The organism is Kribbella caucasensis, assembly GCF_004361855.1.
GTDB classification, from domain to species: Bacteria; Actinomycetota; Actinomycetes; order Propionibacteriales; family Kribbellaceae; genus Kribbella; species Kribbella caucasensis.
The window spans coordinates 112,916-133,528 of the sequence record NZ_SNWQ01000002.1 but is presented as its reverse complement, the minus strand read 5'-3'; the positions used below and the strand labels follow the sequence as shown (position 1 = coordinate 133,528).

Annotated in this window: 21 protein-coding genes; 12 read left to right on the top strand and 9 right to left on the bottom strand. The window is 67.4% G+C overall.

Going from position 1 to position 20,613, the window contains the following annotated elements; genetic code table 11:
- Window positions 1-13 precede the first annotated feature (13 nt).
- Together EV643_RS04740 and EV643_RS04735 are read right to left on the bottom strand one after the other, a co-directional pair.
- Window positions 14-982: a zinc-binding dehydrogenase gene (locus tag EV643_RS04740; protein WP_133798730.1), complete on the bottom strand. Its 969-nt coding sequence runs from the start codon at window positions 980-982 to the stop codon at window positions 14-16.
- Window positions 983-1,524: 542 nt separating this feature from the next.
- Window positions 1,525-2,757 carry an NAD(P)-dependent malic enzyme gene (locus EV643_RS04735; protein WP_133798729.1) on the bottom strand — a complete coding sequence of 411 codons (1,233 nt, stop codon included), beginning with the start codon at window positions 2,755-2,757 and terminating at the stop codon, window positions 1,525-1,527.
- A gap of 302 nt (window positions 2,758-3,059) precedes the next feature.
- Here EV643_RS04735 and EV643_RS04730 point away from each other — a divergent pair, with 302 nt between their 5' ends.
- The 5 genes from EV643_RS04730 to EV643_RS04710 all read left to right on the top strand — a co-directional run bounded on the left by EV643_RS04730 (window position 3,060) and on the right by EV643_RS04710 (window position 6,836).
- Entirely contained in the window at window positions 3,060-3,905 is an 846-nt protein-coding gene (locus EV643_RS04730) for an ABC transporter substrate-binding protein (RefSeq protein ID WP_133798728.1), read from the top strand.
- 2 nt (window positions 3,906-3,907) lie between these two features.
- Window positions 3,908-4,726, top strand: a complete 819-nt coding sequence (locus tag EV643_RS04725) for an amino acid ABC transporter permease (protein WP_238165360.1) — start codon at window positions 3,908-3,910, stop codon at window positions 4,724-4,726.
- On the top strand, window positions 4,726-5,481 hold the full coding sequence (locus EV643_RS04720) for an amino acid ABC transporter ATP-binding protein (RefSeq protein ID WP_133798726.1): 756 nt from the start codon (window positions 4,726-4,728) through the stop codon (window positions 5,479-5,481). Before EV643_RS04725 ends, EV643_RS04720 begins: the two co-directional genes overlap by 1 nt.
- Before the next feature lie 171 nt (window positions 5,482-5,652).
- Window positions 5,653-6,045 (top strand): ATP-binding protein, encoded by a 393-nt coding sequence (locus tag EV643_RS44650; RefSeq protein ID WP_133798725.1) that lies wholly within the window; start codon window positions 5,653-5,655, stop codon window positions 6,043-6,045.
- Window positions 6,042-6,836 carry an RNA polymerase sigma factor SigF gene (locus tag EV643_RS04710; RefSeq protein WP_133798724.1) on the top strand — a complete coding sequence of 265 codons (795 nt, stop codon included), beginning with the start codon at window positions 6,042-6,044 and terminating at the stop codon, window positions 6,834-6,836. Before EV643_RS44650 ends, EV643_RS04710 begins: the two co-directional genes overlap by 4 nt.
- Here EV643_RS04710 and EV643_RS04705 read toward each other — a convergent pair whose 3' ends face one another.
- A complete protein-coding gene (locus EV643_RS04705; protein WP_133798723.1) occupies window positions 6,837-7,247 on the bottom strand; it encodes a hypothetical protein in 411 nt (136 codons plus the stop codon). It abuts the gene before it with no gap.
- Between the two features lie 396 nt (window positions 7,248-7,643).
- Between EV643_RS04705 and EV643_RS04700 the strand changes: the two genes are divergently transcribed.
- Window positions 7,644-7,895 carry a WhiB family transcriptional regulator gene (locus EV643_RS04700; RefSeq protein ID WP_012922773.1) on the top strand — a complete coding sequence of 84 codons (252 nt, stop codon included), beginning with the start codon at window positions 7,644-7,646 and terminating at the stop codon, window positions 7,893-7,895.
- 110 nt (window positions 7,896-8,005) lie between these two features.
- Here EV643_RS04700 and EV643_RS04695 read toward each other — a convergent pair whose 3' ends face one another.
- A complete protein-coding gene (locus EV643_RS04695) occupies window positions 8,006-9,481 on the bottom strand; it encodes a sensor histidine kinase (protein WP_133798722.1) in 1,476 nt (491 codons plus the stop codon).
- A gap of 103 nt (window positions 9,482-9,584) precedes the next feature.
- Here EV643_RS04695 and EV643_RS04690 point away from each other — a divergent pair, with 103 nt between their 5' ends.
- From EV643_RS04690 to EV643_RS04675, 4 genes are all read left to right on the top strand, one after another.
- Window positions 9,585-10,493, top strand: a complete 909-nt coding sequence (locus tag EV643_RS04690) for a DUF2785 domain-containing protein (RefSeq protein WP_133798721.1) — start codon at window positions 9,585-9,587, stop codon at window positions 10,491-10,493.
- 85 nt (window positions 10,494-10,578) lie between these two features.
- Complete coding sequence (locus tag EV643_RS04685; RefSeq protein ID WP_133798720.1) at window positions 10,579-10,842, top strand: DUF3311 domain-containing protein; 264 nt, start codon at window positions 10,579-10,581, stop codon at window positions 10,840-10,842.
- The gene (mctP, locus tag EV643_RS04680; RefSeq protein ID WP_133798719.1) at window positions 10,839-12,488 is read left to right on the top strand and encodes a monocarboxylate uptake permease MctP; all 1,650 of its coding nucleotides are present in this window, start codon (window positions 10,839-10,841) and stop codon (window positions 12,486-12,488) included. The genes EV643_RS04685 and mctP overlap by 4 nt, the downstream gene beginning before the upstream one ends.
- A gap of 121 nt (window positions 12,489-12,609) precedes the next feature.
- Window positions 12,610-13,194: a DUF5317 family protein gene (locus tag EV643_RS04675; RefSeq protein ID WP_238165359.1), complete on the top strand. Its 585-nt coding sequence runs from the start codon at window positions 12,610-12,612 to the stop codon at window positions 13,192-13,194.
- Here EV643_RS04675 and EV643_RS04670 read toward each other — a convergent pair.
- Both EV643_RS04670 and EV643_RS04665 read right to left on the bottom strand, forming a co-directional pair.
- A complete protein-coding gene (locus tag EV643_RS04670) occupies window positions 13,156-14,421 on the bottom strand; it encodes an HD-GYP domain-containing protein (RefSeq protein WP_238165358.1) in 1,266 nt (421 codons plus the stop codon). The genes EV643_RS04675 and EV643_RS04670 overlap by 39 nt on opposite strands.
- Window positions 14,422-15,771, bottom strand: coding sequence for an HD-GYP domain-containing protein (locus tag EV643_RS04665; protein WP_133798718.1), 1,350 nt, complete (start codon window positions 15,769-15,771; stop codon window positions 14,422-14,424).
- A 260-nt stretch (window positions 15,772-16,031) separates the two neighbouring features.
- Between EV643_RS04665 and EV643_RS46820 the strand changes: the two genes are divergently transcribed.
- Together EV643_RS46820 and EV643_RS04660 are read left to right on the top strand one after the other, a co-directional pair.
- Window positions 16,032-16,106 carry a 50S ribosomal protein bL37 gene (locus tag EV643_RS46820; protein ID WP_370452229.1) on the top strand — a complete coding sequence of 25 codons (75 nt, stop codon included), beginning with the start codon at window positions 16,032-16,034 and terminating at the stop codon, window positions 16,104-16,106.
- 328 nt (window positions 16,107-16,434) lie between these two features.
- On the top strand, window positions 16,435-18,828 hold the full coding sequence (locus EV643_RS04660) for an XRE family transcriptional regulator (RefSeq protein ID WP_133798717.1): 2,394 nt from the start codon (window positions 16,435-16,437) through the stop codon (window positions 18,826-18,828).
- A 121-nt stretch (window positions 18,829-18,949) separates the two neighbouring features.
- On the opposite strand, the gene rsrA is transcribed toward EV643_RS04660, so the two are convergent.
- From rsrA to EV643_RS04645, 3 genes are all read right to left on the bottom strand, one after another.
- Window positions 18,950-19,222 carry a mycothiol system anti-sigma-R factor gene (rsrA, locus tag EV643_RS04655; protein ID WP_133798716.1) on the bottom strand — a complete coding sequence of 91 codons (273 nt, stop codon included), beginning with the start codon at window positions 19,220-19,222 and terminating at the stop codon, window positions 18,950-18,952.
- Window positions 19,219-19,833, bottom strand: a complete 615-nt coding sequence (locus EV643_RS04650) for a sigma-70 family RNA polymerase sigma factor (protein ID WP_133798715.1) — start codon at window positions 19,831-19,833, stop codon at window positions 19,219-19,221. The genes rsrA and EV643_RS04650 overlap by 4 nt, the downstream gene beginning before the upstream one ends.
- A 112-nt stretch (window positions 19,834-19,945) precedes the next feature.
- A complete protein-coding gene (locus tag EV643_RS04645) occupies window positions 19,946-20,578 on the bottom strand; it encodes an alpha/beta hydrolase family protein (protein ID WP_133798714.1) in 633 nt (210 codons plus the stop codon).
- Between the last annotated feature and the right edge of the window lie 35 nt (window positions 20,579-20,613).

Sequence of the window (20,613 nt, the reverse complement as noted above, 5' to 3'; positions counted from 1 at the left end):
CGAACTCGTCAGCCTAGACCGTGAAGACGATCTTGCCGAAGACGTCGCCGTCGTTCATCTTCGCGAAGCCGGTGCGCGCCTCGGCGAGCGGGAAGGTGGAGTCGATGTGCGGCTCGATGCCGGCGTTCGCCATGAACCGGACGAGCTCGGCCAGCTCCTGCCGGGTCCCCATGGTCGACCCCTGGATCCGCAACTGCAGGAAGAAGATCCGGTTCAGCTCGGCCGACTTCGGCGCCTGCCCGCTGGTCGCCCCGGAGATCACCAGGGTGCCGCCCTGCTTCAACGACTTCAGCGAATGCGACCAGGTCGCCTGCCCCACGGTCTCCATCACCGCGTCCACCCGCTCCGGCAGCCGCGCGCCCGACTCGAACGCCTCGTGCGCGCCGATCTCCACCGCCTTCGCCCGCTTCGCCTCGTCCCGGCTCGTCGCCCAGACCCGGATCCCGGCCGCCCGCGCCAACGTGATCAGCGACGTCGCCACGCCACCACCGGCCCCTTGGACCAGCACGGTGTCGCCCGGCTTCAACCCCGACTGCGTGAACAACATCCGGTACGCCGTGAGCCACGCGGTCGGCAGGCACGCGGCCTGCTCGAAGCTCAACCCGGCCGGCTTCGGTACGACGTTCTGCGCGGGCACGGCGACCTTCTCGGCCAGCGTCCCCTGATACCGCTCGCTCAGCAGCGACCGCTTCGGATCGAGCGTCTCGTCCCCCTTCCAGGCCGGGTCCGAGATCACCGCGTGCACGACCACCTCGTTGCCATCCACATCGATCCCGGCCGCGTCACAACCGAGGATCATCGGCAGACTCCGCTCCGCCAGCCCGACCCCCTTCAGCGACCACAGATCGTGATGGTTCAACGCCGACGCCTTGACGTCGACCGTCACCCACCCGTCCGGCACCACCGGCTCGGGCCGCTCCCCCACCTCCAACACGGAAACCGGGTCGTCAGCATCGAACTTGGCGGCATAGGCAGCAAGCATGCGCCTACCCTAGGCCCGCCCCCACCTCCCGTCAGTAAGACACATCACCGCGCACGTCCACCCACAGGTTTCAGGTGCGCCCGGCGTACGGATCGACATGAGGTAGTAGCCAACGGCGCCTGCGATCGGTGGATCCCAGGCGTGAAGAGCTGCCGGTCAGGCGACTACCTCATGTCGAGCGGTACACAGCACGCGCTCGCACAGCGCCGCCACCGGCGGGATTCGTCGCCCGTGCGAACTTGTCGTTGTGGCGTGGCGGCCTGGAGACGTGGCCACGCCTGCAAACCCGCCTCGGCCGAATCTCGGTGGTTGACCCCTCGGATGAGGGGTTGCCCACTCAGAATCTGAGTGGGCAACCCCCAATCTGAGTGGCCAACCCCTGAGATTGGGGTCAGGCCAGGCGCCGGTTGCGGTGTGGTGGGTTGTTGCACGGGGCCTGAACAGAGGCCGGGCCCGCCCGGCGACACATCCGACGGTGTCGCGAGGCGGGCCCGGGGGTTCTGTACTACGGCCGCAGGCGCCCCGGCTCGGGGTTGTCGGGCTCAGGGGCGGGCTACGCCGTCCTGATGGGCTGCGGTGGCTACCGCGGTGGCGACGGCGGGGGCGACGCGGTCGTCGAAGGGGGACGGGATGATGTAGTCGGCGCGTAGGTCCTCGTCGGAGACGAGGTTTGCCAGGGCGTCCGCGGCGGCGAGTTTCATGCCTTCGGTGATCCGGGTGGCGCCGGCGTCGAAGGCGCCCCGGAAGATGCCGGGGAAGGCGAGGACGTTGTTGATCTGGTTCGGGAAGTCCGAGCGGCCGGTGGCGACCACCGCGGCGTGGCGGTGGGCGATGTCGGGGTGCACCTCGGGGTTCGGGTTCGCGAGGGCGAAGATCATCGCGCCCGGCGCCATCCGCGCGATCGCCTCTTCCGGCACGGTGCCGCCGGAGACGCCGAGGAAGACGTCCGCGCCGTCGAGGGCGTCGACCAGCCGGCCGGACAACTGCGCGGTGTTCGTGTCGCGGGCCAGGGACAGCTTCACCGGGTTCAGGTCGGCCCGGTCCTCGGACAGCACACCCTTGCTGTCGACAACGGTCAGGTCGCCGACGCCCGCCTGCAGCAGGATCCGCGCGCAGGCGACCCCAGCCGCACCTGCTCCCGAGATCACCACCCGGACGTCCCCGATCTTCTTGCCGGTCACCCGCAGCGCGTTACGGAGCGCGGCCAGTACGACTACCGCCGTACCGTGCTGGTCGTCGTGGAAGACCGGGATGTCGAGGCGTTCCTTCAGCCGGCGCTCGATCTCGAAACAACGCGGCGCGGAGATGTCCTCCAGGTTGATCCCGCCGAACGTCGGGGCCAGCCGGGCGACCGTGTCGACGAACTCGTCCACGTCGGTGCAGTCCAGCGCGATCGGCACCGAGTCGACCCCGCCGAACTCCTTGAACAGCAGCGCCTTGCCCTCCATCACCGGGAGCGATGCGGCCGGGCCGATGTCACCGAGACCCAGTACGGCGGTTCCGTCGGTGACCACGGCAACGACGTTGGACTTCCAGGTGTACCGGCGGACCAGTGACGGGTCCTCGGCGATCGCGGTGCAGACCCGGGCGACTCCCGGGGTGTACGCCATCGACAGGTCGTCGGCGTCGCGGACCTGGACCGACGACGTCACCTCGATCTTGCCGCCGCGGTGCAGCTCGAAGACGGCGTCACCGGCGTACGGATCAACATCGACAGCGTTATCGGCGTACGGATCGGAATCGGAAACCTCGGACGGGAAAGCTTCGGCGGCCATGGGGACCCTTCGTCAGCCCGGCGAACAGCGGGCAAGCGTTTACAGAGCGGAATGCGGATCGGCCGTCCGATGAGGGTGCGTCGGACGGCGGCATTACAGGGGGTCACCCGTGGCTACGAGTAAACCACAGCACGCACTGGTCTGGTCTGTGAGGGTCCCCACAGGACTCATCCGGGTGACGATAGAGTCTCGGGCCCCGTTACCAGCCGACATGCGGCTGCCTGCTGTGTCAGGATGCGCACATTCCGGACCGGTAACGTCCGACCCGGAGTTTCCACAACCAGTGTCGAGGAGTATTCGCGATGAACATCGTCACCACCCTCCGCAAGAGTCGCGCAGCGGCCGCCGTCGCATCGGTCGCCGTGTTCGCGCTCGTGCTCACAGCCTGCGGCAGCGATGACTCCCCCAGCGGTGGCACCGAGGACAAAGCCGCGGCCGCCGGGATCACCCTGGTCAAGTCCGGCAAGCTGACGGTCTGCACCCACCTGCCGTACAAGCCGTTCCAGTACAAGGAAGGCAACGACGTTGTCGGCTTCGACGTCGACCTGCTCAACCTGGTCGCGAACGACCTCGGCCTGACCCAGGAAGTGGTCAACATCGAGTGGGCCCAGGTCACCTCGGGTGCCGCCTTCCAGGCCAAGAAGTGCGACATGGGCATGGGCGCGATGACCATCACCCCGGAGCGGCAGGCCGCGATCAGCATCACCGACCCGTACATGGACGCCACCCAGGTGCTGATGGTGAAGGCGGACTCGGGGATCAAGTCGCTCGCGGACCTGAAGGGCAAGAAGGTCGGCGTCCAGGCCGACACCACCGGCAAGGTGTACGCCGACGAGCAGGCGAAGACGAACGGCTTCGAGGTGGTCGTGTTCAACGACCTCGCGCTGCAGGAGAACAACGTCAAGTCCGGCCGGGTCCAGGCCGCCATCAACGACAACGGTGTGCTCTACGACTTCGTCAAGGACAACCCGGACATGGCCGTGGCGGCCGAGTTCAACACCGGTGAGCAGTACGGGTTCGGAGCGCTCAAGGACGGCAGCGGGCCGAAGCTGGTGGAGAAGTTCAACACCCTGCTGGCCACCGCCAAGACCGACGGCAAGTACAACGAGATCTACAAGAAGTGGTTCGGGGTTGAGCCGAAGAAGTGAGCGTGCCGACCACTGACACCGTCGAGCGAAAGGGGCTGAGCCCGCGGCAACGGGCTCAGCGGTCCCGCTGGATCCAGTACGCGATCCTGGTCGTCATGGTCCTGGTCGCGGCGTTCACCGCGAACTGGGGCCAGATCGCCGACGTCTTCTTCAAGCCGGAGTTCATCAAGTCCGCCTTCGAGAACGGCATGCTCGATGCGCTGGTCAAGACCCTGGAGTACACCGCCGGCGCGTTCGTGATCGGTCTGGTCGGCGGCACGATCCTGGCACTGATGCGGCTGAGCAGCGTCGGACCGTACCGGTGGCTCTCGACCGCCTACATCGAGTTCTTCCGCGGTCTGCCGGCCATCGTGGTGTTCATCGCGTTCAGCCTGCTGCCGCTGGCGTTCGAGGGGATGACGATCCCCTGGGACCCGTACGGCGTGGTCTGGCTGGCCCTCGGCATCGTCGCCGCGGCGTACATGGCCGAGGTGATCCGGGCCGGGATCCAGGCGGTGCCGAAGGGCCAGGTCGAGGCGGCCCGCTCGCTCGGTATGCCGGCCGGGCTGGCGACCCGCAAGATCGTGTTGCCGCAGGCGTTCCGGATCGTGCTGCCGCCGTTGACCAACGACCTGATCCTGCTGGTCAAGGACTCGTCCCTGGTCTTCATCATCGGTACGGCGGCCGACGCGTACGAGCTGACCGGGTTCGGCCGGGACCTGGCCAACACGGAGGCGAACCTGACTCCGCTGGTGACCGCGGGCTTCTGCTACCTGATCATCACCCTGCCGCTGGGCATCCTGGTCCGCCGGCTCGAGGCGAAGGCGGCGAGGACGCGCTGATGGCTCTGGTCGAGATCAAGAACCTGAACAAGTCGTTCGGCAGCAACCACGTCCTGCGCGGTATCGACTTCACCGTCGAACAGGGCGAGGTGGTCTGCGTCATCGGCCCGTCCGGCTCGGGCAAGTCCACCCTGTTGCGCTGCGTCAACCTGCTCGAGCAACCGCAGGAGGGCCAGGTGTTCGTCCGCGGTGAGGAGATCACCGACCGGGACTGCCACCTGGACGCCGCGCGGCAGCAGATCGGCATGGTGTTCCAGCAGTTCAACCTGTTCCCGCACCTGTCCGTGCTGCAGAACTGCACGGTCGCCCAGATCACGGTGCTGAAGCGGAAACAGGCGCACGCCGAGCAGATCGCCCGGGCCAACCTCGAGCGAGTCGGCCTGAGCGAGAAGGTCACGGCGTACCCGGCGCAGCTGTCCGGTGGGCAGATGCAGCGGGTCGCGATCGCCCGGGCGCTGTCGATGGACCCGGCGCTGATGCTGTTCGACGAGCCCACCTCGGCGCTCGACCCGGAGCTCGTCGGCGACGTGCTCACGGTGATGCGCAAGCTCGCCCTGGACGGGATGACGATGCTGGTGGTCACCCACGAGATGGCGTTCGCCCGCGAGGTGGCCGACCGGGTCGTCTTCATGGACGGCGGCGTCATCGTCGAACAGGGACCACCTGCCGACGTGATCGGCAACCCGCAGCACCAGCGCACCCGGACGTTCCTGCGCCGGGTGCTCGACCCGACGCACGTCGAGCCCACCAGCTGAAACCACCCGCAGGAGGCCGGTTCCGCGGTACGGGACCGGCCTCCAGGGCTGTTCACATGCACAGAACCCGGGTACCGGGGAAGATATAAGCGGTGTCATTTCTTTCCCCGTCCCACCGCCCCAGTCAGGGGAGCCCAAACACCAACGCCCTTCCTGGGAGGCAAGAGCACTGTGAGCAGCACCGGACGCCCGGCCGAGGTCCGCCTCAGCATCCCCGCCGACAGCGCCTACATCGCGGTACCACGGTCGGTCGTGGGGAACCTGGCGGCCCGCAACGACTTCACCGTGGACGCGATCGACGACCTGCGGATCGCCATCGACGAGGCGTGCGCGTTACTGCTGCCGCAGGCCACGGACGGAGTACTGGACTGCGTCTTCGAGATCGACCCGCCGCAGCTCACGGTACGGACGTCCGCGCTGGTGCCGAGTGGCTGGATGCCGGACACCGACTCGTTCGGCTGGACCGTGCTGACCGCGCTGGTGGAGTCCGTCGCGGCGGAGACCGACGACGGCAGGCTGACGATCACCGTGACGGCGTCCGCCCACGCCTCGGAGAAGGCGTGACCGACGGCCGAACCCTGGGCGATCCCCAGGAACCAACAGACCTGCGTACCCGGACGGCGGAGTTCTTCGCCGCGATGGCGGCCGCGGCTCCGGGCGACCCCAAGCATGTCGTGGCCCGGGACGGACTGGTCTCGTTGCACATGCCGCTGGTGGAGCACCTGGCCCGCCGGTTCCGCAACCGCGGCGAGCCGTACGACGATCTGGTCCAGGTGGCCACGATCGGCCTGATCAAGGCGATCGACCGGTTCGATCCGGAGCGCGGCGTGGAGTTCTCGACGTACGCGACCCCGACCATCCTGGGTGAGATCAAGCGGTACTTCCGGGACAAGGGCTGGGCGATCCGGGTCCCCCGCCGGCTGCAGGAGTTGCGCCTCTCGCTGACCGCCGCGACGGCCGAGCTGACCCAGGAACTGGGCCGGGCTCCGACGGTCGCGGAACTGTCCCACCGGCTCGGGCTGGCCCAGGACCTGGTGATCGAAGGCCTGGAGTCGGCGAACGCCTACAACACCTTGTCCCTGGACGCTCCGGACCAGAACGAGCAGGACGCCACCACCGTGCTGGACGGGCTCGGCGGCGAGGACGAGGCACTGGAGAGCGTCGAGTACCGCGAATCACTCAAACCCTTGCTGGCCCAGCTGGAAACGCGCGAGAAGCGGATCCTCACGCTCCGGTTCTTCCGCGGGATGACCCAGTCCCAGATCGCCGAGGAGATCGGCATCTCCCAGATGCACGTGTCCCGGCTGCTCGCCCGTACCCTCACCGAGCTCAGAGCGGGCCTGCTGAAGGAGTAGTTAGAGAACGGGATGATCCTTGGTCGGGTCATCCCGCAGCGCGTCCATCGACGCCTTCTGGTAGACGGCGACCAGTACTGCGAGCGCCGCGACCGCCAGCACGATCGTGACCCACTTGGTCGAGCCACCCCAGAAACTCCAGGCGATCAGGAGTTGCATGAGCTGGCTGAAAACGGTCGGCCCGCGGCTCCAGGTCGACGCCCGGGTCAGCCCGCGAGCCACCACCAGCAGGCCGCCGCCGTACGCGAGCAGGAACACCGTCGTGGTCAGCCCGAGGACCAGGCGGGAGCTGTCGATCGTAAAAGCTTCAGCAATTCCGAGTGCGGCGACCACAACCCCTTCCGCAGCGACCACACCGGCGGCTAGCTTGAGCGGGCGCGGGACGACAGCGGATTCCGAATCGGTCGGCACAACCGCCAGCCTAGTGGTTCGCAGCGCGTCAGAACCTTGACCCCACAGGGACTCCGAAGGTTTTGCGTAACCCGAAGGCCGTTGGATCGGTTACTTGCAGTGAACGGGTGATCGCAGCCAGAGGCCCCGTCCGGAAAACGGACGTGGTGTACGGCCACGCACCGGTTCGGAGTGTTAAGGAAGTGTTGTGATCCGATCGACAAGTCAATAACCCTTGTTTCGATCCCCTGGGATTGGGAACATGGACTCGTTCGTGAAAACGTTCACAACACGGTCGAACGGCTTCACAACACGCCGCACCACCCCCCGGTGCGAGTGAGCAACGAGTATCGACCCGCTGATCGGGCACAGTCCCGAGTCAGCGTACGACAACTACCGAGAGAGATGGGATCCGCCATGGATTGGCGCCACCGGGCCGTTTGCCTCGATGAGGACCCGGAACTGTTCTTCCCCATCGGCAACACCGGCCCTGCGATCATGCAGATCGAGGAAGCCAAGCAGGTGTGCCGCCGTTGCGACGTGCGTGAACAGTGCCTCGCCTGGGCACTGGAGGCCGGCCAGGACCACGGTGTCTGGGGTGGCCTGAGCGAGGACGAGCGCCGTGCGCTGAAGCGCCGGAACGCCCGGGCCCGGATCCGCACCGCCTGAAGCAGCAACGCGATGGGGCCCCGCGGGATCCGCGGGGCCTTTTGATTTGCAGGTTTCTTTGATCTGCAGCGCAGCTTTGATGTGCAGGACCGCTTGTACTGCGAGGCCTGCTACTCCTTGACCGGGATGTCGAGGACGACCGTGGTGCCGGGCCCGTCGTGCCGGGGATGGAACTCCAGCACGCCATCGAGTTCACCGATCACCAGCGTTCGCACGATCGACAGCCCGAGGTTGCCCGAGGTCTCCGAGTCGAACCCGGCCGGCAGTCCATTGCCGTCATCGGTGATCACCACCCGCAACCGCCCGACCGACCGCTGCGCATCCAGCTCGATCACGCCGATCGCGGCGTCACCCGATCGGGTGCCGAAAGCGTGCTCGACCGAGTTCTGCATCAGCTCGGTGAGCACCATCGCCAGCGGGGTCGCGACCTCGGAGTCCAGTACGCCGAAACTCCCGGTCCGCCGGGTCTCCACCTGGGTCGCGACGGTCGACACATCCGCCACCATCGCCGCGATCCGGTCGGCGACGTCATCGAAGTCCACGCTCTCGTCGAACGACTCCGACAACGTCTCGTGCACGATCGCGATCGACCCGACCCGGCGTACCGCTTCGGCCAGCGCCGCCTGGGCTTCCGGCACGGTGATCCGCCGGCCCTGCATCCGGAGTAACGCCGCGACGGTCTGCAAGTTGTTCTTGACGCGATGATGAATCTCCCGGATGGTCGCCTCCTTGGTGACCAGCTCCCGCTCCCTGCTCCGCAGTTCGGTGACGTCGCGGAGCAGGATCAGCGCGCCCACGTGGTCGCCGTCGGCGCGCAACGGGATCGCCCGGAGGAACAGGGTGGCCTCGGGATTCTCGATCTCGATCTCCTTGGCCGCCCGGCCGGTCAGCACCGAGGCGAGCACGTCGTCGACCTTGTGGCCGCTGTGCAGCAGTTCACCGGTGACGTCCTTCAGCCGGCTCCCGACCAGGTCGGTGACGAGTCCCATCCGGCGGTAGGCGGACAACGCGTTCGGGCTGGCGAACGTCACCATGCCGTGCCGATCGACCCGGATGCACCCGTCGCCCACTCGTGGACTCGTGGACAGCAGCCGTTCCCCGCCGTACGGGAAGATGCCGTCGGTGATCATCCGGGCCAGATCGGTCGCGCTCTGCAGGTAGGCGATCTCCAGCCGGGACGGGGTCCGGACACCGAGCAGGTTGGTGTTCCGGGCGATCACGGCGATCACCCGGGCCCCGCGGCGTACCGGGATCGTCTCGACCCGGACCGGGACCTCGTCGCGCCACTCGGGATCGCCCTCCCGGCAGATCCGGCCGAGGTCGTAGGCCTGGTCCAGCAGCGGCCGCCGGTCCCGCGGGATGAAGCTGCCGACGATGTCGTCCAGGTACGCCGTCGGCCCGGTCGTCGGCCGCATCTGCGCACCGGCCCAGAAACCCAGCCCCTCGGTGTCGGGCAGCCACAGCACCAGGTCCGCGAAGGACAGGTCGGCCAGCATCTGCCAGTCGGACACCAGCAGTTGCAACCGGTCCAGGTCCGCCTGGTCCAGGGTCGTGTGGTTCCGCACCACGTCGGTCAGCGACGGCACGGAGCTGAGCCTAGCCTGGCAGCTGATCACGAAAGTGAAGGATGCTCGACAGATGGGGCTGGATGGGTGTTGATTGAGCAGGTTCGAGTGAAAGGATGTTTCGGTGGAGTCGACGTCGTACTGGCAGGACGTGATGGCCGCGGACTACGCGGTGCCGCACGACCGTGCGCTGACCGACCTCACCGAAGAGCTCGTCCGCGGCCTGGCCAGTACCAACCCGCAGATCCGGGACGCCCTGGCGTACCCGACCCTGGCCACCTGGCTGGAGCGCGGGGTGTACGACGACCTGCTGCCGGGCTTCGGTGACGGCCTCTGCGCCGGACTCGCCTACGGGCTCGGTGAGGACGGCACGGACACCGTGTTCCGCCGGTCCTTCACCGCGCTCACGCTGGCCGAGGTGATCCACCGGGACAACGCCGAGTTCCTGGTGCACGACGAGGTGGTGATGCGCTGGGGCGACCGGCTGGCCACCTGGCTGCTGCGCGAACGCGACCTCCGCGGCTTCGTCCAGGACTGCGGCTGGGCGCACGCGGTGGCCCACGGCGCGGACGCGATCGGCGCATTGGCCCGATCCCGGCACTGCGACGCCGGCGTACTGCGTGCGCTGCTCGACGTGCTCGCGGACCGGATCGTCAAGGAGACGAAGTACCGCTGGGTGCACGAGGAGCACGACAGGGTCGCGCACGCGGTGATGACGATCCTGCACCGCAACATGCTGACCAGCGACGAGCTGGAACGCTGGCTGAAGCCGATCGCGGCGACCGCGGCCCAGCAGCCACTGATGCACGAGACCCTGCCGGAGTGGCCGACGCCGAACGTGTTCAACGCCCGCGGCGTGCTGCACGTGTTGCTCAGCCAGCTCGCGATCGGCGTGAAGGGCTTCCCGATCCCAGGCGACGACGAGTTGTTCGGCCGCCCGATCGAGGCCCGCGCCGACCTGCTCCTGATGGTCACCGAAGCGGTCCGCTCCTCCCAGCCATACATCTACCGCCCCGCCGCCGCCCAGAGCTGATCTCACTCCTGAACTCGGGCTGGTAACCGTCTTGTGCCTGACGGTAGCGTGCTCCGTTGCGCCTTGTGCCCCCGAGGAGGTAGCTGTGTCAAAGCTGTCCGCGGTCAGACCCGCGTACTGGATCGCCGGCGTCGTGCTGGCGGTCTCGGTCGTGGTACCGCTGCTGGTCTCCACCTATGCCAGGGACGAACCCCGGTTGTGGGGTTTCCCGTTCTTCTACTGGTACCAGCTGATGTGGGTGTTCATCTCCGCGATCACCGTGAGTATCGCCTACCAGCTGGTGATCCGGGAGGAACGGCGGCGCCGGGCCGCCCAGGGTCTCGGTAAGCCCGGGGAGGGCGCCAAGTGAACGACGTCAACTGGGTTCAGCTGAGCATCGTCATCCTGATCTTCGGCGCGGTCACCGCGATGGGCTTCATGGCCGCGCGCTGGCGGCGGACCGGGGACCTGGAGAGCCTGGACGAATGGGGTCTGGGCGGCCGGGGTTTCGGCACCTTCATCACCTGGTTCCTGCTCGGCGGTGACCTCTACACGGCCTACACGTTCATCGCCGTCCCGGCCGCGATGTACGCGACCGGTGCGATCAGCGGCTTCTTCGCCGTGCCGTACACGATCGTGGTCTACCCGATCATCTTCATCTTCATGGCCCGGCTCTGGTCGGTCTCGCACCGCCACGGTTACGTGACTCCGGCGGACTTCGTCGGCGGCCGGTACGGCAGTCGCGGGCTCTCGCTGGCCGTCGCGGTCACCGGGATCCTGGCCACCATGCCGTACATCGCGTTGCAGCTGGTCGGCATGCAGGCCGTGTTCGAGACGATGGGTCTGGGCGGCGACAACCTGCTGGCCAAGGACCTTCCGTTGCTGATCGCGTTCGCGGTGCTGGCGGCGTACACGTACTCGTCGGGTCTGCGGGCACCGGCGATGATCGCCTTCGTCAAGGACGGCCTGATCTACCTCGTCATCGCGGTCGCGATCCTCTACCTGCCGCACGCGCTCGGCGGCTGGGACTCCATCTTCGACGCGGCCAAGACGAAGATGGAGACGCAGAACCCCGCCACCGGGAAGCCGACCGGCGCGTTCATCCCGGGCGAGGCGGGCTACTCGGCGTACTGGACGCTGGCACTCGGATCCGCGCTGGCGTTGTTCATGTATCCGCACTCGGTGACCGCGGTGCTGTCGACCAAGAACCGGAACGTGGTCCGGCGGAACGCGGCGATCCTGCCGGCGTACTCGCTGCTGCTCGGGTTGCTGGCGCTGCTCGGGTTCATGGCGATCAAGGCCCAGGTCAACATCAAGGGTCTCGACGGGCTGAACAACCCGCAGCTGGCGATCCCGCGGCTGTTCGACCAGGAGTTCCCGTCCTGGTTCGCCGGGATCGCGTTCGCGGCGATCGCGGTCGGCGCACTGGTGCCGGCGGCAATCATGTCGATCGCGGCCGCGAACCTGTTCACCCGCAACATCTATCGCGACTTCCTGAAGCCGGACGCCACCCCGGCCCAGGAGGCGAAGGTGTCGAAGCTCGCGTCACTACTGGTGAAGTTCGGCGCGCTGATCTTCGTGCTCGGGATGGACAAGACGATCTCGCTCAACCTGCAACTGCTCGGCGGGATCTGGATCCTGCAGACGTTCCCGGCGATCGTGGGCGGCCTGTTCACCCGGTGGTTCCACCGCTGGGCGTTGCTGGCCGGCTGGGCGGTGGCGATGGTGTACGGCACGATCAGGGCGTACAACGTGGTCAATCCGGTGACCGGCAAGCACTTCGGCGGATCGCTGGCGAACATCCCGGGGACCGACAAGCAGGCGTACATCGCGTTGACGGCGCTCGTCATCAACCTGGTCGTGGTGATCGTGCTGACGCTGGTCTTCAAGGCGCTGAAGGTGGTGGACGGCGTCGACTCGACCCATGCGTCCGACTACACGGCCGATGCGGGCGACCCGGGCGTGAAGGATCTGCCCGAACTGCTGGACGAGGGCGGGGCCACCGCCAAGTCCTGAGGTGTGTGGTGATGGGCGGCACACTGGTGTGTGCCGCCCATCACGCTTTGCGGTTATGTCGACACGCTCAGAAGCACAGGGGTACGCCGGATGCGTCGTACGGCGGGGCAGAATCGCGAGGGTGTTGCTGGTTCTCCTCGTCATGGTGCTGGCCGCGGGGGCGGCGCTCCTCACGGGTGGCCGCTTCACCGCGCTGGCCGACAACACCCTCGTCGGCCTGCATTGGCTCGCCGCCGCGGCGACCGGCCAGCTCCTCGGCTCGATCACCGGGGGCATCGCCTACCCCGTCGGCCTGATCGGCTCGGCCCTCTGCATCATCGTGTTCCTCCGCCTGAACCTGCTCCGGCCGGGTGTCGCCTTGCTCGCAATCGGCTTCCTGAGCAACGCGATGGTCGTCATCCTGAACGGCGCCATGCCTGTCTCCGTCGCCGCTCTCGCCCGCGCCGGCGTGTCGGCCTCGGCCGTCAACGATCCCCGCCACGAGCTGTCCGGCCCCCACACAGTCCTGCCGTGGCTGGGCGACGTCGTACCGGTCGCCCTCCCCTGGCTCAGCCAGGCCGTCAGCCCCGGCGACGTCCTCATCGCCGCCGGCGCCGCCTTACTCCTGTACGCCGGGATGGACGGCGCGGGCCATATCCCTACCGAACCCACACCGACTTGGCAGGAACTAGAAACGAAAACCGCGACCGATCACCCGGCGGAGTGACTCCACCACGACCGGGTCGTACTCCGCGCCGATCCCCAGCCCGATCGACTCCATCGCCTTCTCCGGACTCTGACCGTTGCCCTCGCCAACCAGCTGCTCGTACGCCAAGGCCACGTTGACGATTCCGCTCTCCACCGGGATGTCGGAGTTGTTCGCCCGGCCCTGCCGATACGGATCGTTGGAGTGCCGCACGATCTCCGCCACGTGATCCAGCACCCCCGACCGTTCGATGATCGAGGCACCGATCTCCGCCGCCTGCTGCCGCTCCCCCCGGCTCCGCAGCAACGACGCCCCACCCGGACTAGGATCCGCCAACGCCAACTGCCCCACCCCCGACAGCAGCGCGGCATACTCCAACGCCTCCATCCGCGCCGGCGTCAACCCCAAGTCATGCCCGAGGGTCACCGCCAGCTGTGCGGTCCGCGCGTTCTGCCCGGGACTGCTGAACCCCGCGATCTCCGTACTGCGCGCCATCGAACGCACGGTTGTCCGATAGGTCCGCTGCGCCGATGCGAATCGCCGGAACGCGAACTGGGTCAGGAAAAGCGGGACAACGACGAGCGGCGGTCCCCACAGTCCGAGCAAGGACGTTCCGCAGGCCAGCAGGATGCCGCTGATCCCCATCGCCATGCCGATCCGGCCGGCCATCACGACCTCATCGCGCAAGGCGGCGGGGAACGGCTGGTTGAACTTCTCGGTCGCTTGGCCGGCACCGATCAGCGCGTCCATCGTGGCGGCGCCGAGAACCGCGAGCAGCATGGCGCCGGTCAGCGGAAGGGCATGACGCCAGGATCCGGTCCAGTACAGATCAATCGGCGTGACCGCCGAGAAGACCGCGGCCGCACCTGCCACCGACAGCACCCGGCGGCAGGACACGACGATGTCCCAGCGCATGCCCGCGATCACTCGGGGCAGGACACCTGCCAGGGTGGCGATTCCGGTGACGGCGATGACTTGGGCGACGTCCGGTGGGATCCCTACCTCCGGGCCGCGCAGTACGGCGTACCCGAGGGCGGCGCTGGTTGCGATCGGCGCCCGGTTCCGGCTCCGGTCGACGCGGAACTGGACCATTTCGCCGATCGCGATCAGGATGCCGAACGTCAGCGCGTAGGGCCATTCCGTGACGCCCCGCCGAACCGTGATGATCAGCGCCGCCAGCCCGAGCACTCCACCGGCGAGGATCAGGACCGCGCCGCTGCCCAGCCTGCGCTCTACCACCTCGCTCATCTAGGCCCCGGGACCCGCGGCGGAACCTGTGGCACCGCCGCCGCTGCCGAGACTGAGGTCGTCGTGGTCGATGGCCGCCTGAACCGTGCTATCGGGCTCCGGCTGGTCGGTCACCGTCACCCAGCCGCGCGCCCGGATGACCTCGACGAACGCGTCGACCAGGTGCGGATCGAAGTGCGTGTACCGGTCCTGCAACAGGATCTGCAAGGTCTCCTCGATATCCCGGGCGGGTCGATACGAACGCGTCGAGGTCAGCGAGTCGAACGCGTCCACGATGCCGATGATCCGCGCGAAGTACGGAATGTTCTGGCCGCTGAGGCCGGCCGGATAGCCGGACCCGTCGAACTTCTCGTGATGGTGCAGCACGGCCGACTTGACCTCTTCGAGGAAGGGGATGTTGCCGATCAGCTCGACCCCGCGGGCGGGGTGCAGGCGAATGGCGTCCATCTCCGACGCGTCGAGACGACCGGGTTTGCGGATGATGTTCGTCGGCACGCCGACCTTCCCAACATCGTGCAGCAGGCCCGCGTGCTCGAGGGCCTGCTGCCGGTTCTCGCTCAGTTTCAGATGCCGGCCGAGCATCCCGACGCCTTCGCTCACCCGTTCGGAGTGACCGCGGGTGTAGAGGTCCTTGGTCTCGATCACCTGGATGAAGGCCCGCATCGTCGCCGCCTGGGCGTTCCGCTCGGCCTCGTACAGGGACAGCGTCCAGCGGGCCACCAGCAACGGAACGACGACCAGGATAGCCGCGCCGATCCCGAGCCCACCGATCCAGACGACGGCGAGCAGTACGCCGAGCAGGCCGTAGCCCATCATCGGCAGGACGGTGGGGGCGGCCACCTTGCGAAGGAAGTCGAGCGGGGAGGTCGCACCGCGGTCCAGCCACAGCACGAGACACATCAGCACAGCACTGACCGCCAGCCACGTGATGATGGCCATGGTGGCGGCGAACATCGCCCGGCCCGGGGACTCCAGAACTTCCTTGCCCTGGACACCACCCGCCCGGAGGAAGACAAGACCCGCGGCAGACGCACAGAGGACGGCCATGGCGCCGTTGAAGACCCGCCGCATCAGCGGCAGTCGACGATCTTGAGTGAGAGGAAGGAGAACCGAAACGACCACAGCGGCCGCCACACCGGACAAGAGGAACAGCGCGATACCGACCACGTAGTCCAACGACGCCCGGACGGGACCGACCTTGGACCGGAGTAGGGCCCCCACCAACAGGAGCAGGCCAAGCGTTAACGTCGGGGCGTCAGGCCTGGTATGGAAAAGGGCGACGAACAGTGCCACGGTCGCGATACCAGCGCTGAACGCCACCGTCAGACGGAGCGGCCAGCGGCTGTTCACGCAGGAACTGTAACCGTCACCACTCCCAGGCGTCACTACCAAACACGTCAGGTCACCTCCGATCAGCGGTCGCGGTCTTGTGCCCACCGGAAAGTGGGCACAGGGGGGCAGACAGCACTTCGCTGACTCGTCATGATTTTGCTCATCAGGCGCGCCGCGAAACACTGTAGGCCAGACCGAGACTCGCCGCACTGCGGTGAAGACACCTTTATGGTATGAGAGACTGTGACTCTTTGCAGTTGTTACAAGGAGGCTTTCTAATGGGCAAGACCGGACGTAAGCGTCGCGGACGCAAGAAGAAGGGCGCTAACCACGGAAAGCGTCCGAACGCCTGAGTCAGGCGGCTACGCACAGCGAGGACCCCGGCAAAAACCGGGGTCTTTGCAATTTGGTCACATGTCTCGACAAGACCAATGAACACACTGGTTTGCACACAGAGGGTTTCTCTGTGAACACTTAGTGCTAATCCTGGGCGGCCGTCCAGTGCGACGTCACCTCGCCTCGACACCCTCGCAACTCGCCCGTCATTCCGCGTTCCGGCATCCAACGACTGTTTGAATTGGACTATGCCGGTCGTTCTGACCTGTCGATAACGGGCCGCATCAACGCGCGGTTCCGACCTAGAGTTGGCGAGCGGTGTGTATACGACGGGGAGGTGACCGCATGAGCCAGTCGTTCGGCGAGTTGCTGCGGCGCCACCGACTCGACGCGGGTCTGACCCAGGCCGGGCTGGCCGAGGTGGCCGGGCTGAGCGAGCAAGCGGTCAGCCTGCTCGAACGCGGAGTACGGAACCGTCCTCGCAAGGAGACCATCCGCGCCCTGGCAGCAGCTCTGCGGCTCGACCAGGAAGCCGAGCAGGTTCTGCTCCTGGCCGGCCGGCCACGTGCCGGTGCGGCCGCTCGGCCGAAGCAGGAGCCGGCCGTCCCCCAGCTCGACATCCCCTGGCAGCTTCCACCGACTGTTGCCGACTTCACCGGTCGCGAGGCCGAGCTCGCCACCGTACTGGCCGCCATCCGCCGGGCCGGCACGCTGACTGTAGTCACCGGGATGGGTGGGGTTGGGAAGACCACACTCGCTGTCCACGGAGGGCATCTGGCCGCCAAGTACTTCCCCGACGGCCAGCTGTACGTCAAGCTCCGCGGGTACGATCCGGGCGCGGCGTTGACTCCGAGCGAGGCACTCGGACAGTTGCTCCGATCCCTCGACGTCCGGCACGAGGCAATTCCCGGCGGCGTCGACGAGATGGCGACGATGTACCGCTCGCGGCTGGCCGGACGCCGGATGCTGATCCTGCTCGACGACGCGAACTCCGTTGACCAGGTCACGCCTTTGCTCCCGGGCGATCCCGGCTGCGCCACGATCGTGACCAGTCGGCGGTTCCTCGCCAGTCTGCCCGGCAGTCTGATCGTCAGATTGTCGGCACTGGCCGAACAAGACTCCCTCCAGCTCCTCTCCAGCGTCGCTGGCCAGCAACGGGTGGCCGCGGAGGGCAAGGCCGCACGCGAGGTCTTCACCTTGACCGGTGGTCTTCCGCTCGCGATCCGGCTGGTCGGCGCCCGGCTCGCGGCCCGGCCGAACTGGTTGCTGAAGCACATCGCGGACCAGCTCCAGGACGAGCACCGTCGGCTCGACGAGCTCGGGCTGGACCATTCCGGTGTCCGCGCCAGCTTCGCGGGTTCGCTGGACGAACTGCTCGCCAGCCCGAACCAGATCGACCGGGACGCGGTCCGCGCCTTCGACCTGCTGAGTCTTGCCGAGGGTTCGGAGATCTCCGTGCAGCTGATCGCCAGACTCCTGGACGTCGACGAAGCAGGCGCCGAGGACCTGCTCGAGCGGTTGGTCGACCTGCATCTGCTCGACTCGATCGGCCCACGCCGGTACCGGATGCACGATCTACTCCGCACCTACGCGGGCGAACGACTCGGCGCGGCGCCGCGTAGTACGGAGCGGGTCGCCGCGATCGAGCGCGGTCTCGAATTCTATGTCGCGGCGTCGTGGCGGATCCATCGCCTCACCCATCCCTGGAGCGGACGCCGTCCACCCCGGGCGCTCGATGAGACCGGAGTTCCGGAGTTCGCGGACGTCGGATCGGCTCTGGCCTGGATCGACGCCGAGATCGACGGGATCGTCGATCTCTACCGGCGCGCGATCGGCGTACCGGGACTGGCCGAACGTTTCGGACCGTCCCTCGCCCTGGGACTGTTCGGCTACCTGGAGATCAGGGCGCTGTGGAAGAAGATGCGCCTGATCTACGACTACGCGCTCGAAGCCGTCGACGTCGAGCGTGATCCGGCGACCGCGGGTTGGCTGGTGCACGACCGCGCGATTCCCGAGGTGGAGCAAGGCCACTTCGAGGACGGCCGGTCAGGCCTGCTGCGAGGGTTCGAGTTGTTCGAGAAGGCGGGTGACCTGGCCGGTATGGCGAGGAGTTGTTCCAGCCTGAGCCATGTCTGCGAACGCCTCGATCGGATCGACGAAGCGATCAGCTGGGGCGAGCGCGGACTGGAGCTGGCCGGCCGGGCAAGTGATCCGACGGTGCTCGGCACCAGCCACCTGGCATTGGGCGTTCTCTACAACCGGGTCGGCCGGGCCGACGACGCGGCAGCGGCATTCCAGGCCAGCTTCGACCTAGCCATTGCCGCCGGCAACCGTCGTTCGCTCGGCCGCCGGCAACGCGTCGCCGCGACCAGCTATCTGGAGAACGGTCAGATCGAGCGCGGCATCGACCATCTGAACGCGGCCCTCGACGTCTTCGCGGACGAGCAGGACCCGATCGGCCTGTCCGAGGCCCTGCATCACCTGAGCACAGCCCGGTTCACCCTCGGACGGCACGCCGAGGCCGAACAGTCGGCTCGTGAGGCCCTGCGGCTGGCCGAAAAGTACGGCGACACCTTCCGCCAAGGCTCGGTGCTCGCCGTCCTGGCCGACATCCTGGACGCGACCAACACCCCCGACGAAGCCCGCGCGCTCCGTGAACGAGCGATCACCATCTTCGAAACCAACAACATCCCCCATGACGCCGAAGCCCTCCGCGCCCGACTCACCGCAAAGCAGTGAATCCTCCGAATTGCATCCGCGACCTCTCCGAATGCGTTTCTCCAGCCGAAGCCGGCCGATGGCAGCGGGTGCCCAGATACCGGCGTTCCGTCATTGATTTCGCCCCGGCGTTTGCCGGCGGTCAGTCCGTGGTGGTGGTTTCCACTCGGATCTGGGTTAGGCGGAGGAGGATTTTCTGGCGGAGGGCTTCGGGGGCGTGGTCGTCGCCGCAGGAACGGTGGACGAGTTTCTTGATGCAGCGCTCGAGATCGTACTGGTCGAGGCAGGGAGCGCACTCTTCCAGGTGCTGGCGGATCTCGTCGTTACTGGCGTCCTCGAGCTCATTGTCGATGAAGACGTAAACACGCTGCAGGATCTCGCTGCAGTCCACGTCGTGGTGCTCGCCGCAGCTCACGACTCCTCCTCGGTTCCGGTCTCGTCCGCCGGGATCAGGCCCCGGTCACGCGCGTAGTCGGCCAGCAGCTCGCGCAGCTGGCGCCGGCCGCGGTGCAGCCGCGACATCACCGTGCCGACCGGCGTACCCATGATCTCGGCGATCTCCTTGTACGCAAAGCCCTCGACATCGGCGAGGTACACGGCGAGCCGGAAGTCCTCCGGGATCGCCTGCAGCGCCTCCTTGATGTCGGAGTCGGGCAGGTGCTCCAGCGCGACCGCTTCGGCCGACTTCAGTCCGCCCGGGGTGTGCGACTCGGCCGCGGTGAGCTGCCAGTCCTCGATCTCCTCGGTCGGCGACTGCGTCGGTTGCCGCTGCCGCTTCCGGTATCCGTTGATGAAGGTGTTCGTCAGGATCCGGTAGAGCCACGCCTTCAGGTTGGTGCCGGGCGTGAACTGGTGGAACGAGCTGTACGCCCTCGCGAAGGTGTCCTGGACCAGGTCTTCGGCGTCTGACGGATTACGGGTCATCCGCATCGCCGCGGCGTACATCTGGTCGAGGAAAGGCAACGCCTCGCGCTCGAAGCGCTCGGTCCGCTGCTCGGGTGTCTCGGTGGTGGTGGGAGTCGGCATCGTGATCGAGAATACCGGGGCAGGCACGTCGTTCCGCGCCGGAGCCACACTCGTCGCCATCATGTTCGTCACAACATCCCCGGCGGCGCGCACATTCCCGGCCGGGGCGGTCTCAGCCGGAGATCTCCCGGCTGATCCATTCGAACACAGCTTCGATCAGCAGCTCGTACGCCTCCGTCTGGGTCAGCTCGGCCCGTTTCGGCACCTTGAACGAGTGGTCGGCGTCCGGGACGACCGCCATCTCGGTCAGCGGCGGGAACTCGTCCGGCGCGCCGAACGGATCCCGCTCCCCCTGCACCACCAGCGTCGGCAGCCCGGTCGACCGCAGCTCGTCGACCCGGCTCTTCTCCGGCTTGCCCGGCGGATGCAGCGGAAACGACAGCGCCAGTACGCCGGACGCACCCAGGCCGGTCGCGGTCCGGCAGGCCACCCGGGCACCCGCGCTCCGGCCACCCAGCACCAACGGGGTCCGGATCCGGAGCTGGCCGATGATCGCCACCCAGGACTCGTCCAGGACCTTCGGCGCCGACGCGACCTTCTTCCCGGCCCGGCGCCAAGGCTGTTCGATCAGGAACACGTTGATGTCCTGTTTGGGCAGCCGGGCGGCCAGCGCGGTCAGGTCGCCGGTCTCGATCCCGGCACCCGCCCCGTGACCGAGGGCGAGAGTCGCCACAGGTCGCCGGGCCCGGTGCGCCACGATCCGGGCCTCACCGTGCGGCGTCGCCACAATCCGTTCGTCGGTCACGGGCCCATCCTTGCATCACTAGTGTCCCGTGTCGG

Excerpts from the sequence above, each read along its gene's own strand:
- EV643_RS04740 (WP_133798730.1), bottom strand. The coding sequence starts at position 982 with ATGCTTGCTGCCTATGCCGCCAAGTTCGATGCTGACGACCCGGTTTCC.
- EV643_RS04735 (WP_133798729.1), bottom strand. The coding sequence starts at position 2,757 with ATGGCCGCCGAAGCTTTCCCGTCCGAGGTTTCCGATTCCGATCCGTAC.
- EV643_RS04730 (WP_133798728.1), top strand. The coding sequence starts at position 3,060 with ATGAACATCGTCACCACCCTCCGCAAGAGTCGCGCAGCGGCCGCCGTC.
- EV643_RS04720 (WP_133798726.1), top strand. The coding sequence starts at position 4,726 with ATGGCTCTGGTCGAGATCAAGAACCTGAACAAGTCGTTCGGCAGCAAC.
- EV643_RS04700 (WP_012922773.1), top strand. The coding sequence starts at position 7,644 with ATGGATTGGCGCCACCGGGCCGTTTGCCTCGATGAGGACCCGGAACTG.
- EV643_RS04670 (WP_238165358.1), bottom strand. The coding sequence starts at position 14,421 with ATGAGCGAGGTGGTAGAGCGCAGGCTGGGCAGCGGCGCGGTCCTGATC.
- EV643_RS04660 (WP_133798717.1), top strand. The coding sequence starts at position 16,435 with ATGAGCCAGTCGTTCGGCGAGTTGCTGCGGCGCCACCGACTCGACGCG.
- EV643_RS04650 (WP_133798715.1), bottom strand. The coding sequence starts at position 19,833 with ATGCCGACTCCCACCACCACCGAGACACCCGAGCAGCGGACCGAGCGC.